Source organism: Acinetobacter sp. WCHA29, assembly GCF_002165335.1.
In the GTDB taxonomy this organism is placed as follows: domain Bacteria; phylum Pseudomonadota; class Gammaproteobacteria; order Pseudomonadales; family Moraxellaceae; genus Acinetobacter.
This window is the reverse complement of sequence record NZ_NHRQ01000003.1, coordinates 1-24,653: the sequence shown is the minus strand read 5'-3', so window position 1 is coordinate 24,653 and position 24,653 is coordinate 1. Positions and strand designations below refer to the sequence as shown.

19 protein-coding genes and 1 rRNA gene are annotated in these 24,653 nt (G+C 41.6%); 6 read left to right on the top strand and 14 right to left on the bottom strand.

The window, feature by feature from the left end:
• Positions 1-271: 271 nt before the first annotated feature.
• The 6 genes from CDG59_RS02855 to CDG59_RS02830 all read right to left on the bottom strand — a co-directional run bounded on the left by CDG59_RS02855 (position 272) and on the right by CDG59_RS02830 (position 7,955).
• Positions 272-919 (bottom strand): START domain-containing protein, encoded by a 648-nt coding sequence (locus tag CDG59_RS02855; protein ID WP_087543487.1) that lies wholly within the window; start codon positions 917-919, stop codon positions 272-274.
• Between the two features lie 97 nt (positions 920-1,016).
• Positions 1,017-1,838 carry a 4-hydroxy-tetrahydrodipicolinate reductase gene (gene dapB / locus CDG59_RS02850; protein WP_087543485.1) on the bottom strand — a complete coding sequence of 274 codons (822 nt, stop codon included), beginning with the start codon at positions 1,836-1,838 and terminating at the stop codon, positions 1,017-1,019.
• A 113-nt stretch (positions 1,839-1,951) separates the two neighbouring features.
• Positions 1,952-3,070, bottom strand: a complete 1,119-nt coding sequence (gene dnaJ, locus CDG59_RS02845) for a molecular chaperone DnaJ (RefSeq protein ID WP_005157098.1) — start codon at positions 3,068-3,070, stop codon at positions 1,952-1,954.
• Positions 3,071-3,213: 143 nt separating this feature from the next.
• Positions 3,214-3,591, bottom strand: a complete 378-nt coding sequence (locus CDG59_RS02840; protein WP_087543483.1) for a hypothetical protein — start codon at positions 3,589-3,591, stop codon at positions 3,214-3,216.
• Between the two features lie 132 nt (positions 3,592-3,723).
• Entirely contained in the window at positions 3,724-6,852 is a 3,129-nt protein-coding gene (locus CDG59_RS02835; RefSeq protein ID WP_087543481.1) for an efflux RND transporter permease subunit, read from the bottom strand.
• A 2-nt stretch (positions 6,853-6,854) separates the two neighbouring features.
• Positions 6,855-7,955, bottom strand: a complete 1,101-nt coding sequence (locus tag CDG59_RS02830) for an efflux RND transporter periplasmic adaptor subunit (protein WP_087543479.1) — start codon at positions 7,953-7,955, stop codon at positions 6,855-6,857.
• A gap of 153 nt (positions 7,956-8,108) precedes the next feature.
• Here CDG59_RS02830 and CDG59_RS02825 point away from each other — a divergent pair, with 153 nt between their 5' ends.
• The 3 genes from CDG59_RS02825 to CDG59_RS02815 all read left to right on the top strand — a co-directional run bounded on the left by CDG59_RS02825 (position 8,109) and on the right by CDG59_RS02815 (position 13,088).
• A complete protein-coding gene (locus CDG59_RS02825; protein WP_087543477.1) occupies positions 8,109-8,732 on the top strand; it encodes a TetR/AcrR family transcriptional regulator in 624 nt (207 codons plus the stop codon).
• Positions 8,733-8,816: 84 nt separating this feature from the next.
• On the top strand, positions 8,817-11,498 hold the full coding sequence (ppc, locus tag CDG59_RS02820; RefSeq protein WP_087543475.1) for a phosphoenolpyruvate carboxylase: 2,682 nt from the start codon (positions 8,817-8,819) through the stop codon (positions 11,496-11,498).
• 294 nt (positions 11,499-11,792) lie between these two features.
• Positions 11,793-13,088, top strand: coding sequence for a solute carrier family 23 protein (locus CDG59_RS02815; RefSeq protein WP_087543473.1), 1,296 nt, complete (start codon positions 11,793-11,795; stop codon positions 13,086-13,088).
• A 30-nt stretch (positions 13,089-13,118) separates the two neighbouring features.
• Here the strand turns inward: CDG59_RS02815 and CDG59_RS02810 are convergent, their stop codons facing one another.
• Entirely contained in the window at positions 13,119-14,405 is a 1,287-nt protein-coding gene (locus CDG59_RS02810) for a hypothetical protein (RefSeq protein WP_087543471.1), read from the bottom strand.
• Between the two features lie 164 nt (positions 14,406-14,569).
• On the bottom strand, positions 14,570-16,399 hold the full coding sequence (gene ilvD / locus CDG59_RS02805) for a dihydroxy-acid dehydratase (protein ID WP_087543469.1): 1,830 nt from the start codon (positions 16,397-16,399) through the stop codon (positions 14,570-14,572).
• Positions 16,400-16,609: 210 nt separating this feature from the next.
• Between ilvD and fmt the strand changes: the two genes are divergently transcribed.
• Both fmt and rsmB read left to right on the top strand, forming a co-directional pair.
• Complete coding sequence (gene fmt, locus CDG59_RS02800) at positions 16,610-17,572, top strand: methionyl-tRNA formyltransferase (protein WP_087543467.1); 963 nt, start codon at positions 16,610-16,612, stop codon at positions 17,570-17,572.
• On the top strand, positions 17,569-18,876 hold the full coding sequence (rsmB, locus tag CDG59_RS02795; RefSeq protein WP_087543465.1) for a 16S rRNA (cytosine(967)-C(5))-methyltransferase RsmB: 1,308 nt from the start codon (positions 17,569-17,571) through the stop codon (positions 18,874-18,876). The genes fmt and rsmB overlap by 4 nt, the downstream gene beginning before the upstream one ends.
• 46 nt (positions 18,877-18,922) lie before the next feature.
• On the opposite strand, the gene CDG59_RS02790 is transcribed toward rsmB, so the two are convergent.
• From CDG59_RS02790 to CDG59_RS02780, 3 genes are all read right to left on the bottom strand, one after another.
• Entirely contained in the window at positions 18,923-19,066 is a 144-nt protein-coding gene (locus CDG59_RS02790) for a methionine/alanine import family NSS transporter small subunit (protein WP_004659683.1), read from the bottom strand.
• Positions 19,067-19,076: 10 nt separating this feature from the next.
• On the bottom strand, positions 19,077-20,555 hold the full coding sequence (locus CDG59_RS02785) for a sodium-dependent transporter (protein WP_087537380.1): 1,479 nt from the start codon (positions 20,553-20,555) through the stop codon (positions 19,077-19,079).
• Positions 20,556-20,928: 373 nt separating this feature from the next.
• A complete protein-coding gene (locus CDG59_RS02780) occupies positions 20,929-22,371 on the bottom strand; it encodes an aldehyde dehydrogenase family protein (protein WP_087543463.1) in 1,443 nt (480 codons plus the stop codon).
• Positions 22,372-22,503: 132 nt separating this feature from the next.
• On the opposite strand from CDG59_RS02780, the gene CDG59_RS02775 reads away from it, so the two are divergent.
• Positions 22,504-23,199 (top strand): TIGR04219 family outer membrane beta-barrel protein, encoded by a 696-nt coding sequence (locus tag CDG59_RS02775; RefSeq protein WP_087543461.1) that lies wholly within the window; start codon positions 22,504-22,506, stop codon positions 23,197-23,199.
• A 292-nt stretch (positions 23,200-23,491) separates the two neighbouring features.
• On the opposite strand, the gene CDG59_RS02770 is transcribed toward CDG59_RS02775, so the two are convergent.
• The 3 genes from CDG59_RS02770 to rrf all read right to left on the bottom strand — a co-directional run bounded on the left by CDG59_RS02770 (position 23,492) and on the right by rrf (position 24,639).
• Positions 23,492-23,803 carry an ankyrin repeat domain-containing protein gene (locus tag CDG59_RS02770; RefSeq protein ID WP_087543459.1) on the bottom strand — a complete coding sequence of 104 codons (312 nt, stop codon included), beginning with the start codon at positions 23,801-23,803 and terminating at the stop codon, positions 23,492-23,494.
• Positions 23,804-23,836: 33 nt separating this feature from the next.
• On the bottom strand, positions 23,837-24,226 hold the full coding sequence (locus CDG59_RS02765) for a hypothetical protein (RefSeq protein ID WP_227519100.1): 390 nt from the start codon (positions 24,224-24,226) through the stop codon (positions 23,837-23,839).
• 298 nt (positions 24,227-24,524) lie between these two features.
• A 5S ribosomal RNA gene (rrf, locus tag CDG59_RS02760) occupies positions 24,525-24,639 on the bottom strand.
• Positions 24,640-24,653 lie beyond the last annotated feature (14 nt).

Genomic DNA, 24,653 nt, shown 5'->3' with positions numbered 1-24,653 from the left:
TAGTCAACTATATTTTGCAGATTCATCTATTTTTTAGCAACAATAATCATCGCAAAATGGCAGCCATCAACAGAATAGTGAAAAAGATTAAGTGAACAATCTGTGTATCGCTCAATTTGGTTGAGTTTAATCCTGCTCACCGATCTTTATCACCCTGATGCTGGTCTGGATAGGGATGGTTTTTCGAGTTTGCTCATCCCTTCGGTGGCAAGCTGGCTAATGTATCAGTGCATAAAAAAGCCTGATTGAATCAGGCTTTTTACTCTTAGATTTATTTAAGCAATTCAGGCAAATGTGGTTGTGCATAGAATGGATTATTCACTTCTTTCCTCATCTTCATCAGCATTTGATACGGTTGCTGCTGCACAAACATATTCACAAAACTCAATGGAATCGAACCTGCTGGGTCGGCATAACCACTAGTCATAACTTTAACCTTATTATTGGCAAGTCTTTGGAACGTCCAATCTCCTGTATATTGATTCAAACGAATCACATCAGGTTGTTCAGGGTAACTATTTTTAATCGCGTTATTCTTAATACTAATGCTGCCATCAGCATTTTTATTCATTTTGCCTTTAATAACCAAGTCACGGTCTTTCAAAGGAAATGGGAAATCTAACAGCATATACAGGGTAAATTCGCCTTTCTTTTCATCCCGAGACAAAAGCTGTGCCTTAGCAACATAAGGTACCCATTGGGGTGTGCGTTCAACATCAAGTACTACCGCAACTGCCCGTTCCAAAGGTACATCAAAAGTCGTTTCTGCTTTGTACTGAAAGACCGGATTATTCTCTGTTTGGTAGGTCCAAACTTTAATATTATTGCGATGTAAACTCAGTTTAGGTGCTTCTGCGGCACTGACGACTAAACTTGTCGCACTTAGCAGTGTAGCAAGAACAATATGCTTTTTATTCATGTCATGCTCAATTGTTGTAATGATGGCGAGAGCTTGTTGTATCTCTATCAGAAAGAAAACTCAACAAGCTCTTTTATTAGTACAAAAAAAGTACCTTTTAAACTTCAATCTCGTTAAAGCCTAAAACATCTTTCATATCATATTTACGAGCTTCGCGACCGACGACCCATGCAGCCGCACGAACAGCGCCTGAAGCAAAATTCATTCGATTGGTCGCTTTATGTGTGACTTCAACACGTTCACCTTCACCAATAAACATCACGGTATGTTCACCGACGATGTCGCCACCACGAATGGTTTGAAAGCCAATACTTTGACGCTCACGAGCACCTGTATGACCTTCACGGCAATACACAGCATCCGTTTTCAAGTCACGACCTAAAGTATCTGCAATCGCCTCGCCCATCATAAATGCAGTACCAGATGGCGCATCCACTTTATGACGGTGGTGTGATTCGATGATTTCGATATCAACGCTATCACCAAACACTTTCGCTGCAAGCTCTAATAATTTGATTGAAACATTCACACCAACTGAATAGTTAGCAGCATAAACGACTGGAGTCTGTGTTGCGGTTTCATCTAAGTAAGCCTTTTGTTCATCCGACATCCCTGTGGTGCCAATCACCATTGCAACACCTGCCTCACTACATAACTTTAAGTGTTGTTCAGTGGCAACAGGCGCAGTGAAATCAATCACGACATCACAGTCTTTTAAAACTTCACTTAAACTTCCCACAATCTTGACGCCGATGTTGCCAATCCCTGCAAGTTCCCCTGCATCTGCACCCACCAAACTGCTTTCTGGACGTTCAACAGCTGCTGCCAGTTGGTAGCCTGCTTGTTGTACTGCTTGAATCAGAATACGCCCCATGCGTCCGCCTGCACCCAAGATTCCAATGCGTGGAGAAGTCGACATAATTTTTCCTAGTCTTTTATTTAAACAATTGAGCTACTATAGCAAAACTCTGTGTCTACGCTAAAAAAATCCCATAAAAAAACCTGCCGCAGCAGGTTTTTTATTGATGCTAATTAATCAAACAAGCGATCAAAGAAAGATTTTTTCTTTGGTGATGCAGCATGACCATCACCATCTAACGACGCTTGTAATTCTTTCAACAATTCACGTTGGCGACTGTTTAAATTCACAGGTGTTTCTACCACGATACGGCACAATAAGTCACCGACCATGCTGCTACGTACAGGACGAACACCTTTACCACGTAAGCGGAATAGCTTACCTGTTTGAGTACCTTCTGGGATTTTTAAGCTGACACGACCATCAAGCGTCGGGATTTCAATTTCTTTGCCCAATGCAGCATCAGCAATACTGACTGGCACATCCATATAGAGATCTGCACCGTCACGTTGGAAGACTTCGTGTTCACGAACTACGACTTCAACGTATAAATCGCCCGCTTGACCATCACGAATCGCTTCACCTTTACCTGTTAAGCGAACACGATCGCCGTTGTCCACACCTGCAGGAATAGTGACTTCAAGCGTTTGTTGACGATCGGCAACGCCCGAACCATGACAAGTATTACAAGGGTTTTTGATAATTTTGCCTTGACCGCGGCAAGTACTACAAGTTTGTTGAACCGAGAAGAAACCTTGCTGCATACGTACTTGACCAGCACCATGGCAGGTACGACACGTCTCAACATCATTTGGATTCTTAGAACCTTTACCATCACAGCTTTCACACGGCGCTGGTGCAGTAAAAGTAATCGTTTTTTTCACGCCTTTGACTGCTTCTTCAAGCGTCAATTCCATCACATAGCGAAGATCAGAGCCACGACGTTGGCGTTGTTGTTGGCGACCACCGCCACCACCGAAAGCACCACCAAAAATATCACCAAACTGGCTAAAGATGTCTTCTGCACTAAAACCACCACCGAAGCCACCGCCGCCACCAAAACCGCCCTCAAAAGCGCTATGGCCAGCACGATCATACATGCTGCGTTTTTCGCCATCAGAAAGTACTTCGTAAGCCTCTGCTGCTTCTTTAAACTTTTCTTCCGCTTCAGCATTGTCTGGGTTACGATCTGGATGATATTTCATCGCCAACTTACGATAGGCTTTTTTAATCTCATCATCACTTGCGGTTTTCGAAACGCCTAAAACCTCATAATAATCACGTTTAGCCATGGTTGGCGATGCTCCTCACGGAATTGGTTCAATCTCTACAAATAAATAAGCTCTGTTGACATTTTATTAACAAAGTCAACAGAGCCTTAATATGGGCACTACTATAAATTTACAAGGTCTAGCACAATAAAAAAGCGATAAAATTAGAATACCGCTTTATTTTTAAAATACTTAGCAACACCTTTGATCCATGCATTTAATAAAAACAACCATGCGATTGCACTGAAAATCACACCTGCAACGGTCATTCCTGTCACCCACAATGCACTATCCCATGCAAAAAAGAACAGTGGAATAAACCACAGGGCAGCAAAGAAAGCCATTAGAATAAACAGCAGCACATTACGCATAATCCACAGTGCATGCGCGTGTATCCATACTTCAGCATTATTCGCAGTCGCAACTTTTCGTGCCAGCAGATACGCAAACACTGCAAACACGATTGTAAATAATGCAAGAAACATGAACACGTAGGAAATCGCCACATAGCGGCGATGCTGCGCAATATTGTCTTGCCCCATGCTCTAGATCACCTCATTCATCGCATTTTGCCAAACCAATCATGCAATGAAATTCAATTATTTTTTGGTCTTTAAATATAGGTGCTACTATATTGAAATTTTCAATATTTCGCACCTTTATTCATAAAATAATTACGATAATTGTGTTGTTTTCTTTACTCTAAACCAAGCGGCATAGAGTGCAGGTAAGAAAAATAAGGTCAACAAGGTGGCAACAATCAAGCCTCCCATAATCGCAACAGCCATCGGACCAAAGAAAATACTGCGTGATAATGGAATCATCGCAAGTACTGCGGCAAGTGCGGTTAACACAATCGGGCGGAAACGGCGCATGGTGGCACCAATCACCGCATCCCATGGCGTATGTCCAGCCTGAATATCTTGTTCAATCTGATCAATCAGGATCAATGAATTCCGCATAATCATTCCAGATAAAGCAATTGTCCCTAACATCGCGACAAAACCAAAAGGCTTATTAAACAGGAGTAAGAATGCAACAACGCCAATCAAACCAAGAGGTGCTGTCAATAAAACAATCGTTGCGCGTGACATACTACGTAATTGAATCATCAGCAAAGTCATCACCACAGCCAAGAATAATGGCATGCCTGCATTCACCGAATTTTGACCTTTTGCAGACTCTTCAACCGTACCACCGACTTCCACTAAGTAACCATTGGGTAAATCAGCACGTAAAGCTTGCATTTTGTCTGCCAATTGCTGAACCACTGTTGCAGGTTGTAAATTGGTTCGAATATCCGCGCGAACTGTAATCGTTGGTAGACGATTCCGATGCCAAATCAGACCTTCTTCAAAACGTGACTCAATTTTTGCTATTTGCGCTAGAGGTACAGTGGTGCCTTTGGTGGTTGGCACAGCTAAACTTGCTAACGAAGCCACTTCGACACGTTCTGACTTATCACCACGTAAACGAATTTCAATGAGTTCACGTTTTTCACGATATTGATTCATCACCGCCCCTGTCACAGAAGCGTTTAGGAAATTAGCTAAATCAACACTGGAAACACCCATTTGACGAGCACGGTCCTGATCAATGTCAATGGCGATGATCTTGCTTGGTTCACCCCAGTCCAGATGCACATTGGTGGTATTTGGGTCTTCACTCAGCACCTTAGCCACTTTTTGTGCCTCTGCCCGAACCGTTGCCAGATCTTCACCTGAGACCCGATACTGCAATGGATAACCCACAGGCGGACCATTTTCGAGTAAAGACACACGAGTACGAACCTGTGGCAATAATTGCTTAATCTGCTTGTCTAAAGAGCGACGGATTTCATCACGATCATCAAGAGAAGAAGCCAAGACTACAAATTGAGCAAAACTGGCTTGTGGGAGTTGTTGGTCTAAAGGTAAATAAAAACGTGGTGAACCTGTTCCAACATAAGCGACATAATTATCAATCCCTTTTTGTTTGGATAGGAATTGTTCTACCTTATGTACTGCTTGTTCTGTCGCCGTTAGTGAAGCCCCCTCCTCCAGTTTTAAGTCCACCAGAATTTCTGCACGATTCGATGGTGGGAAGAATTGTTGCGGTACCAACTTAAACATCGCAACAGACAATACAAAGATACCGACCGTAATAGCAATCACCGTTTTACGATAGGTAATACAGATTTCGACGATATGCCTGAAGGATTGATAGAACTTGGATTGGTAAGGATCATGATGCTGACCATGCGACTCAACCACTGGTGTAGGTTGCTTGCGTAACCTTGCCCATAAACGTAAATACCATGCCGCTTGTTGATTCTGTTTGGTGAAATCAGGTAATAATTTTTCACCTAAATAAGGAACAAATAAAACAGCAGCAATCCATGAAACGATCAATGCAATCGTCACGACTTGGAAAATAGAACGTGTGTATTCACCTGTTCCAGATTGTGCCGTGGCAATTGGCAAGAAACCTGCTGCGGTAATCAATGTACCTGTGAGCATTGGAAAAGCGGTGGTTTGCCATGCAAAACCTGCCGCTTTTAATCGGCTGTAACCCTGTTCCATTTTAATCGCCATCATTTCCACGGCGATAATGGCATCATCGACCAACAAACCCAGCGCAAGAATTAATGCGCCTAATGAGATCTTATGTAAGCCGACATCAAATAAACTCATTCCAGCAAAGGTCATTGCTAAAACCAATGGAATCGACAATGCAACAACAAGCCCTGTACGAAAACCGAGTGAGAAGAAACTGACCAATAAAACGATAATGACCGCTTCAGCTAAAACTTTTAAGAACTCTTGAATACTACGTTGTACTGCAACAGGTTGGTCTGAAACTTTTTGCAGTTTCATACCCAAAGGTAAGCTTTTTTGTAGACTGTTAAATTCGGTTTCTAAATTTTTACCCAATGCAATGATGTCTCCACCTTTACGCATGGACACCGCAATACCAATCCCATTCTCACCCATAAAACGCATACGTGGTTGAGCAGGTTCACTAAAGCCGCGATAGACCTCAGCAACATCCCCCAATTGAATGGTTTTATCGCCCACCAACAACGGCATTTTTTTCAGGTCATCGACACTATGTAAGTGTCCGCTAACTCTGATTTGAATACGGTCTGTACCTGTTTCAAAGAAACCTGCACCTGCCATATCATTTTGCTTCTGAATCGCTTCCTGAATGGCTGTGACAGGGACACCGAGCTGAACAGCTTTGGTATTGGATAATTCGATCCAGATCTTCTGATCTTGTAGACCCACCAAATTAACCTTGCTGACATCTTTGACCCGTTGCAGTTGTAGTTGCAAACGATCGGCATATTCTTTCATTACCGCATAGTCAAAATCTTTACCCGTTAAAACATAGATATTGCCGAAGGTATCACCAAATTCATCATTAAAAAATGGGCCTTGTACACCGCTTGGAAGTTGTGAACGGACATCATTGACCTTTTTACGCACGTTATACCAAACGTCAGGAATCTGCTCAGAACGATAGGAATCCTTAGCAATAAACGTGACCATAGATTCCCCAGGCCGTGAATATGCCCGAATATTTTCATATTGCCCTGTGGTCATCAGTTCTTTTTCAATACGATCTGTCACCAGCGTTGCAACTTCCTGTGCGGTTGCGCCTGGCCAATAGGTCTGTACTACCATCACTTTGAAAGTAAAGGGTGGGTCTTCACTCTGTGACAGCTTGGAATACGACATCACCCCGACAATGCCCAGCAACAGCATAAAGTAGAGAATGATGCCCTTATTCTTAAGCGCCCATTCTGAAAGGTTAAATTTCATGCTTAACCTCCTGTTTTAACCGTGACTGCGCGATTATCACGATCTACAGGATGAATTTTTTGCTGGTCACGTAATAGATGCACACCACCAACCACAACCCAATCTGAAGCTTTTAGACCTGACAGAATAGGCACACTGTCACGCCCATAAGTACCCAACGTCACTGGGACTTTACGTAAAGTTTGATTACTATTCACGACCCAGACATAGGCTTGTTGATCATTGGCAGTGACACTGGATAGAGGCACACTCAATACATTATTTTCATTTGCGACAAAGAATACCCGAGCGCTTTGCCCCAGTTGGATACTCGATTGCCCTTCAAGCAATGAAACTTTCACGGTGAATGTTCGCGATTGGTCTGCAGCGGGTGACACTTCACGGACTTTTGCCGCAAAACGTGCTTCTGGCTGAGACCACAAAGTGACCCAAGCAGGTTGCCCGACTTTAATGGTACTGACGGCCTGCTCAGGTACGCCAAACACGACTTCTCGCTCACCTTCAATTGCGAGTTGATAGGCAGGTTGACCTGCCGCAATTACTTGTCCAATTTCAATTTGACGTTGAGTAATCACGCCATTTTTATTCGAAATAAGTTGGTTATAACCGGTTTGATTTGAAGACACTTCATAATTAGAACGCGCTTGCTGTAACCCTGCTTGAGCAGATTCATACTGATTTTTCACCGCATCAAATTGTGAGCGACTCACTGCATTGACAGGTAATAACTGTTGATAACGCTGATATTCTTGAGCCGCAATTTTTGCTGCTGCTTCAGCACTTTGCAATTGCGCTTTGGCAGCGTTCATTTGCAATTGTGCGTCTTTGACATCTAGTTTAGCCAAAACCTGTCCGACTTTGACCCGATCCCCGACCTCAACATAACGTTCGGTAATTTGCCCCCCAACACGAAATGCCAATGCGGTTTGTTGCTTGGCTTGAACATCACCTGCATAACTTTTTTGATCGATATGATTCGTATTCGGCTGCGTCACCATGACATAAGGTATTTCCTCAGTCTTGGGAACCTCTTTTTGACATGCTGTTAAAGTGACACTGCTGAGTACGAGCAACCCCACAATTACATGATTTAGCAGATTCATCTCTGTTTCGCTCTTATTCAAATTGATTTTTTAAGGCACAATATGAACATTATGATAGATTGTTTATTTTTTAATTAATATACTCATGAGTACACTAATTAAAAATTAAATCTAGCATTTTGATTTTGAATTGAATTAAATGAGACAGCTAACGTGCAAATTCACAGTGGTCGCCCTAAAGATTTAGAAAAAAGAGCCAAAATCTTACAGGCTGCAAAATCTATTTTTTTAAAAATGGGTTACCACGCCACCAATATGAATCAGATTGCCAAACAAGCAGGCGTGACTAAACTCACGGTGTACAACCATTTTCAGGACAAGGCTAACCTGTTTATCTGCGCCATTGAAGAAAGCTGTGAAGAATCGATTCGGGCGAAACAGTTTGAACTCACACCTGAGTCCGACTTTAGGCAGGCACTATATTTAATGTGTCAGCGTGCCTTAAGCATTATTTACCTGCCTGAAGCGATGAAGCTGGATCGGGTGCTGTTTGAACTCGCGGCTGAACAAAGCCCCCTCACCCAACAGTTTTTTGATGCCTCACATACCCGCATGTGTCATGTCTGGTGTGATTTTTTTGAGCAAGCTATCGCCTTTAAATTTATTCAGGCAGACGCGCCACTCAAGCAAACAGAGTTAATCATCTCGCTGATGTTAGGTATCCGTCATCAACAGGTGTTACTGGGTCTAGCCCCAGTGCCCACGGCGAATGAAATCGATCAGATTATTCAACATGCCATCGAGATTTTTTTGCTTAAATATCAACCGACAATTTAGAGAAAATTCACATTTTTTTACGTTCTGCTCTTGGAATGTCTCCTAATCGCGCTATAGTCGAGTGAGAACAACAGGAGAATTAGAATGATTCAGCAAATCACTGCTCCATTACGTGAAGATGTCCGCTTACTCGGCAATTTACTTGGAGAGACCTTAAAGCAACATGCTGGGCAAGATTTGTTTAATCAGATTGAACAAATTCGCGCATTAGCCAAAGGTGCACGTGACGGCCAGATCGAAGCAGAAAAACAGCTCGAACAATTGTTTCTCGGTTTAAAAGATGAAGAGATTTTGCCGCTGACTCGCGCATTCTCACATTTTCTGAACTTCGCCAACATTGCGGAACAATATCATGTGGTGCGTAATCGTCGTCAGGCTGAGTTTGACGAACAAGCCCCTAATCCAAATCCTTTGTCACATTTATTTGAAAAATTCAAAACTGAGCAGATCAACTCAAAACAATTATTCGAACAAATCTGCGATTTAAAAATTGAATTGGTACTTACAGCGCATCCAACCGAAGTCAGTCGTCGTACCTTGATTCAAAAATATGATGATATTACCGATTGCCTATCTCAACTGGATCAGCAAAAACTAACACCTCGTGAACGCCAACAAACCATCGCCACCCTGAAACAATTGGTCAGTTCAGCTTGGCAGACAGACGAAATTCGCCAACATCGCCCGACCCCTGTCGATGAAGCAAAGTGGGGCTTTGCAACAATTGAACAAACTTTGTGGAATGCCGTACCTAAGTTTATTCGTGAGCTGAATGAACTGACTCAACAGCATTGTGAACAAAATTTACCGCTCAATATCGCACCAATTCGCTTTGCCTCATGGATGGGCGGTGATCGTGATGGCAATCCCAATGTCACCCATCAAGTCACCCAAGAAGTATTATGGTTATCACGTTGGCAAGCTGCTGATTTGTATTTGCGTGATATTGAAAATCTGCGTTGGGAACTGTCCATTCAAAGTTGTTCTGAGGAACTGACTCAAGCATTAGGCTATGAACACCCTGAACCATATCGTGAATATCTGCGCGACACCCGTGAACGTTTAAAAGCCACCCGCTATTGGTTGGGGCAACGCTTACAAGGCCATGAAGCTGATGACAGCCAAATCATCAAAACTAAAGATGAACTATTACAGCCTTTATTGCTGTGCTATCGCTCCCTGATTGATAGCAATCTAGCCGAAATTGCCAATGGCCAGTTACTGGATTTCATTTACCGAATCAATTGCTTTGGAATTGAGTTACTCAAACTCGATATTCGCCAAGAATCAGGGCGGCATCGTCAAGCCATTTCAGCGATCACTGAATATCTAGGTCTAGGCAATTTTGAATCATGGACTGAACAGGCTCGTCAAAACTTCCTTATTCAGGAACTACAAAGTAAACGCCCTTTACTGCCTAAATATTTTAATGAACCCGAAGGCAGCTTGATTCAACATCCTGATGTGCTTGAAGTCTTTGCGACCATGCGCACTTTGGCTGAACAACCAGCTGAGAGCTTGGGTGCCTATATTATTTCGATGGCAGAATATCCAAGTGACGTCTTAGCTGTTTTACTCTTACAAAAAGAAGCTGGTATCCAACATCCTCTTCGAGTGGTGCCTTTATTTGAAACTTTAAAAGATCTTGATGGCGCAGCCAAAACCATGAATACCTTATTCAATATGCATTGGTATAAACAGCATATTCAGGGTAAACATGAAGTGATGATCGGCTATTCAGACTCGGCAAAGGATGCGGGCTTTATGTCGGCCAACTGGGCGCAATATCGTGCGCAAGAAGAACTCACCGCTGTCGCTCGAGAACATGGGGTGCAATTGACTCTATTTCATGGTCGTGGCGGTTCAATCAGTCGTGGCGGTGCACCAACACAACAAGCCTTATTCTCACAACCACCAGGCTCAATCTCTGGCGCAATTCGTGTCACTGAACAGGGTGAAATGATTCGCTTTAAATTTGGTTTAGAAGGCATCGCGCTACAAAATTTGGAAATCTATACAGCGGCAACTTTAGAAGCAACGTTATTGCCACCGCCAGAGCCAAAGAAACAATGGCGAGACTTAATGAATCAAATGACTGATTTATCGGTACAGGTTTATCGACAAACTGTGCGTGAAAATCCGAATTTTGTCAGTTATCTACGCACGGTCACGCCTGAGTTAGAATTACAAATGCTACCGCTTGGTTCACGCCCAGCCAAACGCAAAGTCAGCGGTGGCATAGAATCTCTTCGAGCGATTCCTTGGGTATTTGCATGGACACAAATCCGCTTGATGCTGCCCGCTTGGTTGGGTACAGGCACGGCGATCAATCAGGTACATGGACAACACCAAAACACCTTAAATGAAATGCTTGAACAGTGGCCGTATTTCCAAACTTTAATTGATATGCTAGAAATGGTTTTATCCAAATCTGATGCAGATATTGCGTTGTACTATGAATCTCATCTCACCCAAGATCAGGACTTAAAAAACTTGGGGGTTGAATTACGCCAACGTCTACAAAATGCCGTAGATACCTTGCTCAGTCTTAAAGGGGAGTCTAAGCTTTTGAGTAATAATGAAGTGCTTGACCAATCTATGCAGGTGCGTAAACCGTATTTATTACCCTTACATTTACTGCAAGCAGAGTTAATGAAACGTCGTCGTCTGTATTTAGCGGAACATCAAACTGAGCATAGCCCTGTCGATCATGCCTTAATGGTCAGTATTGCAGGCATTGCGGCAGGTTTGCGCAATACCGGCTAAATAAAGACCTTGCCATCAACATAAATCAAACATGTTGATGGCAAGATTGGCAAAATATTCCATTTTTAGAAAAAAAATTTAGAAATTTTTTTTAAATATTAGGCGTAGGTTTTTTAAATTAGGCGAATAAAATAAATAATAAATACGATAGTTTATTTTTAAATATATTTTACCAAAAGGTAAAAATACAGACTTAAAAAACATGTTCTGGCAATATTCTCAATGACTTATAGGTGAAAGCTCGTTTTAAGACAGGGTATCATACCCGCTGATATCACATAATGAGTCTCATCTATGTCAAATTGGTTTCCAAAATGGCAGCCGTATCAGGGAAAGATTGATCATCGCCCTGTCGCGACAAATGAATATTTACCGCCCTTACAAAGTGCGGTGTTAGGGGTACAACACGCATTTGCAATGTTTGGTGCAACTGTTCTTGCACCCCTTCTGATGGGCTTTAGCCCCAACCTTGCCATCTTAATGTCAGGGATTTGTACTATTATTTTCTTCTTGATCACGGGTGGTCGTGTTCCAAGTTATTTAGGCTCAAGCTTTGCATTTATTGGTGTCGTTGCAGCCGCAACTGGTCACATTACTGGGTCAGGAGCCAATCCAAACCTTGCAGTTGCACTTGGTGGAATTGTTGCCTGTGGTATTTTTTATGCCTTGATCGGTTTTGCGGTCATGCTCACAGGCACACGTTGGATTGAGAAACTCATGCCACCTGTTGTCACAGGTGCTGTGGTGATGATTATTGGTCTCAACCTTGCACCTGTCACCATTAAAGGCGTTGCTGGACAGCCTTTTGAAATGTGGATGGCACTTATCACTGTATTAAGCATGGGCATTATTGCGGTATTTACCAAGGGCTTATTACAACGTTTATTACTGTTAGTGGGTTTATTGATTGCTTATGCCGTATATGTGGTTGCAACAAATATTCTAGGATTTGGTAAACCGATTGATTTCTCCCAAATCGCAGCAGCACCATGGTTTGGTATCCCAACTTTTTCACACCCGACTTTTGATTTAAATGCAATTTTAATTATTGCTCCCGTTGCATTGATTTTAGTCGCTGAAAATCTAGGCCACATCAAAGCAGTCGGTTCAATGACAGGCGAAGATCTTACACCTCAACTGGGTAAAGCTTTTGTTGCGGATGGTTTGGCCACAACGTTATCGGGTAGTGTTGGCGCACCGGGTATGACCACCTATGGTGAAAATATTGGTGTGATGGCAGTCACCCGTGTTTATTCTACGATTGTATTTGTAATCGCTGGCGTATTTGCAATTTTCTTGGGGTTGTCTCCTAAATTTGGCGCAGTGATTAGTACGATCCCGACAGCAGTCCTTACGGGTGCTTCAATCGTAGTATTTGGTTTAATTACCATTGCAGGTGCAAAAATCTGGATCGAAAATAAAGTCGATTTTTCTAATAATAAAAACCTCATTGTTGCATCTGTCACTATTATTTTAGGTGCAGGTAACTTTGAATTACTGTTTGGTAGCTTTAATTTAGGGGGAATTGGAACCGCAACTTTTGCTGCGATTTTCCTGCACCTGTTATTCAGTTTAAAAGATAAACATTAGCATCGTGGGCAGCTTCGGCTGCCTTTTTATTTATTCCCGACTTTCCTGCTTATATTTATCCTCCAAAACATTGCTGATAATACTTTCAATCATCCAAACTCGATACAAACTATTAAAAGCATAGCTCTGTCCATCTATACGTAATTCCAGTACAGGAAAGTCGGGTTGGTGCTTCTGCTGGCATAGCTCATCATTCTGTTTTAACAGGGCCTCAACATCCTGTTCGGTGACCTGCTCAATCTGCAAGCGCTTTTGCATTCGCTGAAAATGCGCCTTGAAGGATAAATCCCTACCCCGTGTCCAGACACTTTCCAGAATCTGGTGGATCACATCCACCTGCTGTTCCTCTGCAACACTATAAAACAGCTTCGCCATTTCATAAGTTGCTTCTTTAGTAGGCCGACAGAATGGGGTGAATGCCACCTGTGTACGTTTGGAAACACGGGTCGCCAAACTCCAGTCAAACCAATCTCGCCCATGATAGCTCAGCGGATAAACGCTCAATTGAATATTATAATAATTGGCCAGTTCTTCTTTGATATAAGCCAATAATAGCCAACTCATCGGGTCTTCAAGTGCAATATACAGATCTAATTCTGGATGTAAGCTTTGGACTTCTGTCAGTGACTCACCATCATTAATGAGATGCTCACGCCATTCAATATGATTAATCAGAAAAATTGGATTTCCGGTGAGTAATTTTTGTTGTTTCAAACGGCGTGTAAGGCGTAATAAATCATCAACGGCCTGATATTTACGCTCACCAAATTCGAAGTAACTGGCTGCAACAGGCACATCTTTAAAAATACGTTCAGGATAATCTTGAGGTGTTTGATGCTGACTTGCCATCGCATAAAGAGTACGTAATTTCCCATATTGTTGTTGCCATAACATGTGGAATACATCTTCGAGTAAATGTAAAAAATTATGTTCTCTCAGAGGGGTATTTTTTAGAATTATTTCTGCTTGTTGTAATGCTTCTGGACTAGGTATTTCAGGGGTTTCATCGAAACCAAACCGATGTTGTTTGGCGAGAATTTTAGCATCATTCAAACAATAACTCTGCCAATATTGTTGTGACATACCATTAGGAGGCTCAGCACCCTGTCTTGAAATAATCACTTTTAAAGGTTTTAGTTCATCACTCAAAATTTCATTGAGCTGATCAAGCTGTTGTACTGCAAGATAGCTATAAACATCGTCTAAACGCAGGTAAATACTTAAACCCTGTTCCGTGGGCAACACCGCCTGACGAGAAGGTTTTTGATAGAACCAACTCGATCGGATGGGATCAAACCAACGACGTAACAAAGACATGTCGATCGCCTCTAATGATTATAAAGTGATGAATGGATAAGCTTTCTCTAACTTGAATTCAAACAAGTGAGCAAATAAGTATCATGAGTATCTTATAAAATCAGAAAAAAGTCCCTCTTTATCGTAATAAAGAGGGATGATAAACATTGTCGCTTAGCAATAGTTTACAGAACGCGTACTGCACCTTTCGCAGCACTGGTTGAATGCAAAGCATAAATTTTCAAAGATTTTGAAACTTTACGCTTACGCTCTTCCGCTGGATGCCAACCTTTGGCTTCTTGAGCTGTACGGCGATGTGCCATGGTTGCATCATCAACATCAAGGTGAATGGTACGATTCGGAATATCAATTTGGATAGTATCACCATCTTCAACCAGACCAATTGCACCACCTTCCGCTGCTTCTGGAGACACGTGACCAATTGATAAACCTGAAGAACCACCAGAGAAGCGACCATCAGTAATCAACGCACAGTCCTTACCCAAACCTTTCGACTTCAAGTAACTGGTTGGGTACAACATTTCCTGCATGCCTGGACCACCACGTGGGCCTTCATAACGAATGACAACGATGTCACCTGCCACGATCTTATGATCTAAAATCGCTTCAACCGCTGAATCTTGGCTTTCAAAAACACGCGCTGTACCCGTGAATTTAAGAATCGATTCATCCACACCCGCAGTTTTGACGATACAGCCATCTAAAGCGATGTTGCCATAAAGGACTGCCAAACCACCGTCTTTAGAGAAAGCATGTTCAGCATTACGGATCACACCTTTCTCACGGTCACCATCCAAAGTTGAATAATAACGGTTTTGTGAGAATGCCACTTGAGTTGGAACACCACCCGGTGATGAGCGATAGAACTCATAAACATCTGCATCTTCAGTGCGGATAATATCCCACTTATCTAAAGCATCTTTCAGTGTTTTTTCATGTACGGTTGGACATGAAGTATTCAGTAGATTGGCACGATCAAGCTCACCTAAGATCGCCATAATACCCCCAGCACGGTGTACATCTTCCATATGCACATCCGACTTTGCAGGTGCAACTTTAGACAATACAGGTACTTTACGAGATAAATTGTCGATATCATCCATAGTGAAATCAACTTCTGCTTCATGTGCAGCAGCAAGCAAATGCAATACGGTGTTGGTTGAACCACCCATTGCAATATCAAGCGTCATTGCATTTTCAAACGCAGCTTTGGTTGCAATTGAACGTGGCAGAATGCTGTCGTCATTTTGTTCATAATAACGTTTCGCTAGTTCAACCACTAAACGACCCGCTTTTAAGAACAATTTTTCACGGTTAGCGTGAGTTGCAACAATAGAACCATTACCCGGCAATGATAAACCCAAAGCTTCAGTTAGACAGTTCATTGAGTTTGCAGTAAACATACCCGAACATGAACCACACGTCGGACATGCCGAACGCTCAAATGCTGCAACTTCTTCATCGGTATAGCTTTCATCTGCTGCAACGACCATGGCATCAACTAAGTCGATTGCCTTTTCATCACCACGGAATTTGACTTTACCTGCTTCCATTGGACCACCAGACACGAACACCACTGGGATATTCAAGCGCATTGCAGCCATCAGCATTCCCGGTGTGATCTTGTCACAGTTCGAGATACACACCATTGCATCGGCACAATGGGCATTGACCATGTATTCAACTGAGTCCGCAATCAAATCACGTGATGGCAATGAATACAGCATCCCGTCATGCCCCATGGCAATCCCGTCATCCACGGCAATGGTATTAAATTCTTTTGCGACACCACCAGAAGCTTCAATTTCTCGTGCAACCAGTTGCCCTAAATCTTTAAGATGCACGTGACCTGGAACGAACTGGGTAAATGAGTTGACCACCGCAATAATTGGTTTGCCAAAATCTTCATCTTTCATACCAGTCGCACGCCATAAACCGCGCGCGCCCGCCATATTTCTTCCATGTGTTGATGTTTTCGAACGATAATCAGGCATTTTGTATTCCCAACAAGTGTGTGCTCGAGATGAATAAGACATTCTCTCTGGCGAAATGATACTGAGCTTTTCCCATCATACTACAAGTTATCGTTTAACTGATGACCAACGAACCTATCTTTTTTGTTCAAAGACAATTCCTTTCACCTAATTAGGGGCTAGTGGCTTTTTGGCTTATAATTTGGGGCAAATTTTCTGTGGATTATCTTTGTGAAGATCATTTTTGCTGGTACGCCTGAATTTGCGGCAACCGCATTGGCGGCATTATTAAAAACATCACACCAGATCATTGCGGTTTATACCCAGCCTGACCGTAAGGCAGGTCGTGGGCAAAAACTCACTCCCTCTCCTGTCAAGCAACTGGCACTTGAACATGGTTTACCCGTTTATCAACCACTGCATTTTAAAGCGTCGACTGAAGAAGGTTTAGCTGCTCAGCAAGAGTTAGCAACTTTGGGTGCTGATGTCATGGTAGTCGCTGCTTACGGTCTGATCTTGCCACAAGCCGTTTTAGATACCCCAAAGTACGGCTGTTTGAATATTCACGGCTCATTGCTGCCTCGCTGGCGTGGTGCTGCGCCAATTCAACGTGCAATCGCGACTGGAGATGCTGAAACAGGTATCACCATCATGCAAATGGCGGCAGGTTTAGATACGGGCGATATGATGTATAAAACCTATTGCCCAATCACAGCCGAAGATACCTCTGCCACATTGCATGACAAATTGGCGCTTCAAGGTGCAGAGGCGATTTGTACCGTGCTTGAATCAGAGCAAAGCTTGCAGGATTTTATCGAAAAACGTGAAGTACAAGATGAAGCACTCACTGTCTATGCACATAAATTGATTAAAGCAGAAGCTCGGATTAATTGGAGTGTGAATGCTAATCAAATCGATCGTAATATTCGGGCTTTTAATCCTTGGCCAGTGGCTTTTATCCAACTGGATGAAAACAATGCTTTAAGGGTTTGGAATTCGATCCTATCTGAACACAGTAAAACGGATGCTCAATTGGGCGAAATCATAGCAATTGATAAACAAGGCGTACATGTCGCTTGTGGTGAAAACAGTGTCGTGTGCTTAACCAGTTTGCAATGGCCAGGTGCTAAAGCCCTCAATCCAGTTCAAATAGCTCAAACCCAGAAACTGCATATCGGACAAATCCTGCCATGAGCCAATCGAATCAATCATCTGCAAAAAATTTGAACCTGCGTGCGCAAGTGATCAAAACACTTTTGGCTGTTCAAAATGGGCAATCTTTGTCTTCCGTTTTAAATCAACATATCAATCTCGTTTCTGAACGTGACCGTGGTTTATATCATGAGCTTACTTTAGGTTGTTTACGCCAATGGTATTCGTTAAAAGCCATTACCTTACCATTGCTCACAAAGCCATTAGACAATGAAGCACTCGAAAGTTGTTTATATCTAGGTTTATATCAAATTTTATGTACCCGTATTCCTGTACATGCTTCAATCTCGGAAACTGTAAATGCTGCTAAGCAATTAGGTTTCGAACCCATGAGTGGTTTGGTGAATGCGATTCTGCGTCGTGTTTCACGTGAAACAGATGAATTTCAAACAGCTTTGAATAGTACGCATGGTTTACCAAGCTGGTTATTCAAGCGACTTAAAAAAGATTGGCCTGAGCAAGCAGAGACTCTATGCCAAGCCTTAAAACAAGTCGCTCCACTAACTCTACGCATCAATCAACGCCAAGTCAGTCGTAACGAATATTTAGAGATTTTGGACGAAGAGCAGATTGATGCTCGTGCTTGCACGCTTTCAGATGTTGGTATTGTTTTGGAGCAAACGGGCAATATTACCCATTTACCGGGTTTTGAAGAAGGTGGCTTTTCTGTTCAGGATGAACATGCCCAATTGTGCGCGATGCTTTTACCGAACTTAGATAATAAAGTTGTTGTCGATGCCTGTGCTGCACCAGGTGGCAAAACTGCGCATATTCTTGAGCGCTTTAATCCTCAAAAACTGATTGCGCTGGATCATGATGCCAAACGTTTATTGCGTGTTTCTGAAAATTTAGAACGTCTTGCCTTAAATGACAACAATGTCGAGATTATTACCGCTGATGCCACCACTTGGCAGACACCAGAACCCGTCGATTGTATCGTGCTGGATGCGCCTTGTTCTGCAACAGGTGTGATTCGTCGCCACCCCGATATTCGTCTGTTAAGACAATCAACCGATATCGCACAAACGGTTGAATTACAAAAACAGATTCTTCAACAAATGTGGCAACAACTCAAAGTTGGTGGAACGCTGTTGTATATCACCTGCTCCATTCTAAAAGCTGAGAATGAACAGCAAATGGCGACATTCTTCGCTGCACATGCCAATGCCGAAGAAATTAAAATCAATGCGGATTGGGGTATTGAACAGACTTATGGTCGTCAATTATTACCGTCTGCTCACTCTGGCGATGGTTTCTATTATTGCCGAATTAAAAAATTGGCATAATCAAAATAAAAAAGCAGGCTTTAAAGCCTGCTTTTTTGAATCTATTTTAAAGCGTATGATGATCTTTAACTTCTTCTAAAACATCATCTAACTCTTCTGGATGTTTCATTAAGTGCAGAATCGACAAAGCGAGTCCACCCCATAAAAACACCATTGAAATGATCATCATCACGATTGCTGAAGTATTCATAACTGCGTTCCTAGCGATCTTTCATTTTGCTGAGTATAACTGCAACGACAGCACAGAAAATCACACTGCCCCACCCAAAGATACCTTGCAAGCTCATGCTATACGTATCGTAACCATTTTTGACCAAGTTAAACACAGTCATGCTCAATGTGGTTAATAAGATCAAAGAGGTGATCACAGTTAAAGTGAAATCCCAACCTTTACCCAATTGAATCGTCGAAATACGGTTCACATGATCACGAAGTTCGATTAAAGCTGAACGCTTAAACCAAGCCACACTGATGATGGATAATAATGCACCACCAATAATCCCGATGTTATTGATAAAGTGATCCACAATATCAACCAGTTTAATCGCATTTACGCTTGAAAATAAGATAACTGAAACGAGTGCGCTACCACCACCGATGATGGTTACTGCTTTCTTGCGGCTCCATTTTAACTTATCTTGCATGGCTGCAATCGGTACTTCCAAGATACTGACCATGGAAGAAATACCAGCGACAAAAAGCGAAGAGAAGAACAATAGACCAAATAAATCTGCACCTGCACCCAAGCTTGAAATGATTTTTGGAAAGGCAATAAATGCCAGACCAATACCACCACTGACGACATCTTGTACTTCTTTACCCGCGGTATGAGCCATAAAACCCAATGCTGCAAAAATACCAATACCGGCCAAGATCTCAGTTGAAGCATTGGCAAAACCAACGATCAACCCCGAACCTGTTAAATTGGTTTTCGGCTTTAAGTAAGAGGAGTATGTCACCATGATCCCGAAGCCAACAGATAATGAGAAGAAAGTGTGCCCATAAGCAGCTAACCACACTTTATAGTCCATCATCGCAGACCAGTTCGGCGTGAAGAATGCATTTAAGCCTTCAGCCGCACCAGGTAAACGTAATGATTGAATTACCAGAACTGTGAACAGGACGAATAACAAAGGCATGAAAATCTTATTTGATAATTCAACACCTTTTTTAACACCACCATACAAAATCACTAAGGTCAGTGCCCAAATCCCAACAATTGGCCAAAATAAATGGCTGACAAACTGCAAATCAAAGCCAGTTGCTTTCGAGGTCTGTAAGTACGTATTAAAGAAGAAACTTTCTGGGTCACTGCCCCACGCCTGACCAATCGAGAAATACACATAACTTCCCGCCCACGTCAGTACGCTGGCATAGTACAAACCAATAATGATACAGACACAGACTTGCCACCAACCTAGTGTTTCACCACCTTTAAATAAAGCACGATATGCTTTAGGGGGTGAGCCTGTACTACGATGTCCAGTCGCATAATCTAAAAATAAAAGAGGTAAACCAGCCGTAATTAGTGCGAGTAAATACGGAATAAGAAACGCACCACCACCATTTTCGTAGGCAACATAAGGAAAGCGCCAAATATTACCTAAACCTACAGCCGAACCAACGGCTGCAATAATAAAACCAGATCGTGATGTCCAGTTTTCACGAGAATCTGCCATATGACACCTAAATATATACCGCTGGCATTTTTCATACTGCGTTAGGTTTTATTATCCAACAGACATGAAAAGTGCCATAAAAAATATTGTTTTGCTTGCATGAAATTCCAACCTTGTGGGCCTCTCATTTTCATGAACAAACAAGCAAAAACCAAACCATCTTCCTTAAAGATTGGATTTTGTTTTTCTGCTTTTTAATAGCCGAACAATACCTGTTTTTATTTCTTTTTACTGTAATTTCTGTCTGAAAAATTATGTTTTTTAAATAACTGATTATTTTTTAACTGAATGAAATTTTGACCTTACAGTCAATTTATAAAATGAAGTATACAACCTAATCAAGCGAAGCCAGAACTCCGCTTGAACTTCTATTTTATTGTTTAATTGCGAGCAAGCGTTCTTCTTGCATATCACGAATCGCTGAGTGAATTCCTTCGCGACCTAAGCCTGAGTCTTTCACACCGCCATACGGCATGTTATCGACACGGAATGTAGGCACATCATTAATGATGACTCCACCAACATGCAAATGATCCCATGCATACAGCATTTTATTCAGATTTTGCGTATATACCCCTGCCTGTAAACCAAAACGACTTTGATTAATTGTATTAATACCCTGCTCAAACTCTTTAAATTTTTCTAAAATGGCAACAGGGCCAAATGCTTCATCCTTATAGATTTCTAGTTTGGCATCAACATTCTCCAGTAAAGTCGGTTCAAATAATACGCCTTGTAAATGCCCTCCCGTCAGAACCTTTGCCCCTTTTTTCTCGGCTTTATCAACCCATTTTTTCAGGCGAACAGCTTCAGCTTCCTTAATCATCGGACCTACCAATGTGGTATTGAGCTTTGGATCATCTACTTTAATTTTTTTCAGTTTCGCAATCAGTTTCTTTTTCACTTCCACATAAAGATCAGCATGTACTAAAATCCGCTGCACACTGATACAAACTTGCCCTGCATGCCCATAAGCGGCACTGATCAAACGATCAATCAGCGCCTCATCAATCACGGTATCTGCATCGATCAGAACCGCAGCGTTGCCACCCAGTTCCAAAGTAACTTTCTTGCGCCCTGCACGCGCTTTCATGTCCCAACCAACCTGATCTGATCCCGTAAAGCTGAGTAATTTAAAACGATCATCTGTTACCAAAATATCCGCTGCTTGGCGATCACAAGGCAACACTGACCATGAGCCTTTTGGTAAATCAGTTTCCGCCAAAACCTTGGCAATCATTAATGCACTGATCGGTGTCAAACTCGCAGGCTTCAATACAAATGGACAACCTGCTGCAATTGCAGGTGCGATCTTGTGTGCAACCAGATTTAAAGGGAAATTAAATGGGCTAATCAGCGAAACTGCACCAATTGGCACATGCTTAACCATACCTCGAAAACGAGCAGCCGCAGGCGTTACTGCCAAAGGCAACATTCGACCATCATCAAGTTGTGTGACCGCATCTGCAGCCAATTGGAACGTATTTATCAGACGTTCCACTTCGGCACTTGCGGCACCTCGCGGCTTACCCCCCTCAATAATCAATATTTCTGTCAATTCTTCACGTAATTCATTAAAACGTTTAACACAATGTAATAGAACTTTTTGTTTTTCAAATGGCTTAAGCGTCGCCATATCTACCTCAGCTTTGACTGATGCAGAAATTGCTTTTTCCAACACTTTTTCATCTGCTAACGCAACTCGAGCATAGACCATATTACTATATTTATCATGAACTTCTAACCATTCACCTGTCGTTACTGCTTTCCCTGCAACATACAACGGATAATCCACAACATTTTGTACATCAGTCATTATTCTTCATACCATAATTAAAATTTAAAATTAGACTACTGTATATTTTCAAATATCACTATATGATTCGCCCAATCACTGATGAATTCACAACAATTCATTACGGTTTTTGATATGAATTAGGACAATCGAATGAAAATATTAAAAATATCAATCTTAGCTTTAGGGACAAGTCTGTGTGGTCTAGCACAAGCAGATATGATTGGTGTAAAAGGCGATCTCAGCTACTGGAATTACAACGGTGAAGCCAATATAGCTGCACAAACATCTGCACCAGATCAAGACCTTGATCGTAAGGGATCTGCACAGGTTTCGCTTGCATTTGAGCACCCAATTCCACTCATTCCAAATGCAAAAATTCGCTATGTGAATTTAAAATCACAAACTGAAAATGAAGTTGCAGGTCAGCCAGTTTATGACTTGAACATAGACCATACCGATTTCATTTTATATTATGAAATCTTGGATACTATCGTAAATACAGATATTGGTTTAGGCGCAACCAGTTTAAATGGTGATGTTAAAACACTCGGTTTAAGCAAAACGGATATCGATAAAACTGTTCCTGTGATCTATGGATCAGCAGGGGTAAAATTACCATTTACAGGCTTGAGTGCTAAAGCTGAATTGTTATATAGCAACATCAATGATACCAAAATTACTGACGCACAAGCCGAATTACAATACAACTTTATCGACAATCTACTGGTCGATGTTGGCTTGACAGCTGGCTACCGTATCTTAGACATTAAATTAGATGACTACGAAAAAAACGATCTTAAATTTAATTTTAAAGGTCCTTATATCGGTTTAGATGTTCATTTCTAAATCCTAATAAGCTGAGAAACGGAATCTATGGATTCCGTTTTTTATCGCTTATCATTTCATCATTCCCGATTGATGTACGCCAAAACCTACAACAATCTCAGCGATTGGCGAATATCCCATTCTAAAGTTTTCACATATCATATAAATCATAGAGAGACAGGAAGTCTCATTGAAAATAACAAGATACGCAGGAAGCGGTCGTTCATAAGGAATATAAACGACAAGAAGCTGAATACTAAGAAGCCCCGTCAGGATGATGGGGCTTCTTTTTATTTATCATTTTATGCGTGATTTAAAGAGTTTTTAGATAGACAACCACTTCGTCATGCTCTGCCATTTCTGCAAGCTGCAGCGCAGTATATTCGCCTTTATAAGCAACATTTGCTCCTTTACTCACTAGTAGTTTCACCACAGCTAAATAATCATTCTCGGCAGCAGCTTGAAGCGCGCTATAACCTTCATCATCGGTCTGGTTTGGATCTATTCCCGCTAACAATAATTGCTCGACTTGTTCCACATCACCAAGGGATGCCCAATACACTAGCTCAGGGAGATGCAGTTCTTCATCATCTTCAGGCAGTGGAGAAAAAGAGTTGAGTTTCATAATCATTTTCCTAAAACTATAAATTGACTCAATTTAACTCATAGTAAATGATTTTTCAGTAGAGGTATCATATATAAAAATCTCTTTGAAATTATGTTCAATATTTAAAGCTCTAACTTTTTCTTCTAAAATATTCCATTCTTTTGAAAAATAGCCTATATCTAACTCGCAACAAATAACTAAAATTGTGTTTTCTGGATAATTTTTACTCATTTTCTTATGGATTCTTAGAGCAATTAAATCTACAAAATGTTCAATAAAACTAGGATTATCACAGCTAATACATTCTGTATTTATATCCTTACCAATCTTCTTAACTCCATCAGCTGCATAACAATACCCCTGCTTATTTAATAATTCTCTTACCAAATATTCTTTAGGGTGTACAGCACAAGTTACTTCTAGGAAATAACTTTCCTCCATTACTTTAATTTCAGCATCAAAACATGCTGTACGTGATGTCCAACATACTTGAATATAATTTCCTAATCTATATTTAGTTCTTACATATACTGAAATTGGAAGAATTTCTTCTATTAATTCTTTTATATTACGAGGTCTTTTGCTTAACTCATAACCATCTTGGAAAAATTCAGCCTCATCTTTTCAATCTAATTGTTTCATAGAATTTGAATAATAATTTTAATAAAAGAGCAGTATATAAAACTCTTTGCCATAAAAAACACCCCTAACCATTAGGTTAGGGGTGTTTAGATTTAAAAGCTGGCGATGACTTACTCTCACATGGCAAGTGCCACACTACCATCAGCGCTAAGAGGTTTCACTTCTGAGTTCGGGAAGGGATCAGGTGGTTCACTCTTGCTATTGTCGCCAGCAAACTGTTGTGGTG

Excerpts from the sequence above, each read along its gene's own strand:
- CDG59_RS02855 (WP_087543487.1), bottom strand. The coding sequence starts at position 919 with ATGAATAAAAAGCATATTGTTCTTGCTACACTGCTAAGTGCGACAAGT.
- dapB (WP_087543485.1), bottom strand. The coding sequence starts at position 1,838 with ATGTCGACTTCTCCACGCATTGGAATCTTGGGTGCAGGCGGACGCATG.
- dnaJ (WP_005157098.1), bottom strand. The coding sequence starts at position 3,070 with ATGGCTAAACGTGATTATTATGAGGTTTTAGGCGTTTCGAAAACCGCA.
- CDG59_RS02840 (WP_087543483.1), bottom strand. The coding sequence starts at position 3,591 with ATGGGGCAAGACAATATTGCGCAGCATCGCCGCTATGTGGCGATTTCC.
- CDG59_RS02835 (WP_087543481.1), bottom strand. The coding sequence starts at position 6,852 with ATGAAATTTAACCTTTCAGAATGGGCGCTTAAGAATAAGGGCATCATT.
- CDG59_RS02830 (WP_087543479.1), bottom strand. The coding sequence starts at position 7,955 with ATGAATCTGCTAAATCATGTAATTGTGGGGTTGCTCGTACTCAGCAGT.
- ppc (WP_087543475.1), top strand. The coding sequence starts at position 8,817 with ATGATTCAGCAAATCACTGCTCCATTACGTGAAGATGTCCGCTTACTC.
- CDG59_RS02815 (WP_087543473.1), top strand. The coding sequence starts at position 11,793 with ATGTCAAATTGGTTTCCAAAATGGCAGCCGTATCAGGGAAAGATTGAT.
- CDG59_RS02810 (WP_087543471.1), bottom strand. The coding sequence starts at position 14,405 with ATGTCTTTGTTACGTCGTTGGTTTGATCCCATCCGATCGAGTTGGTTC.
- ilvD (WP_087543469.1), bottom strand. The coding sequence starts at position 16,399 with ATGCCTGATTATCGTTCGAAAACATCAACACATGGAAGAAATATGGCG.
- rsmB (WP_087543465.1), top strand. The coding sequence starts at position 17,569 with ATGAGCCAATCGAATCAATCATCTGCAAAAAATTTGAACCTGCGTGCG.
- CDG59_RS02790 (WP_004659683.1), bottom strand. The coding sequence starts at position 19,066 with ATGAATACTTCAGCAATCGTGATGATGATCATTTCAATGGTGTTTTTA.
- CDG59_RS02785 (WP_087537380.1), bottom strand. The coding sequence starts at position 20,555 with ATGGCAGATTCTCGTGAAAACTGGACATCACGATCTGGTTTTATTATT.
- CDG59_RS02780 (WP_087543463.1), bottom strand. The coding sequence starts at position 22,371 with ATGACTGATGTACAAAATGTTGTGGATTATCCGTTGTATGTTGCAGGG.
- CDG59_RS02775 (WP_087543461.1), top strand. The coding sequence starts at position 22,504 with ATGAAAATATTAAAAATATCAATCTTAGCTTTAGGGACAAGTCTGTGT.
- CDG59_RS02770 (WP_087543459.1), bottom strand. The coding sequence starts at position 23,803 with ATGAAACTCAACTCTTTTTCTCCACTGCCTGAAGATGATGAAGAACTG.
- CDG59_RS02765 (WP_227519100.1), bottom strand. The coding sequence starts at position 24,226 with ATGGAGGAAAGTTATTTCCTAGAAGTAACTTGTGCTGTACACCCTAAA.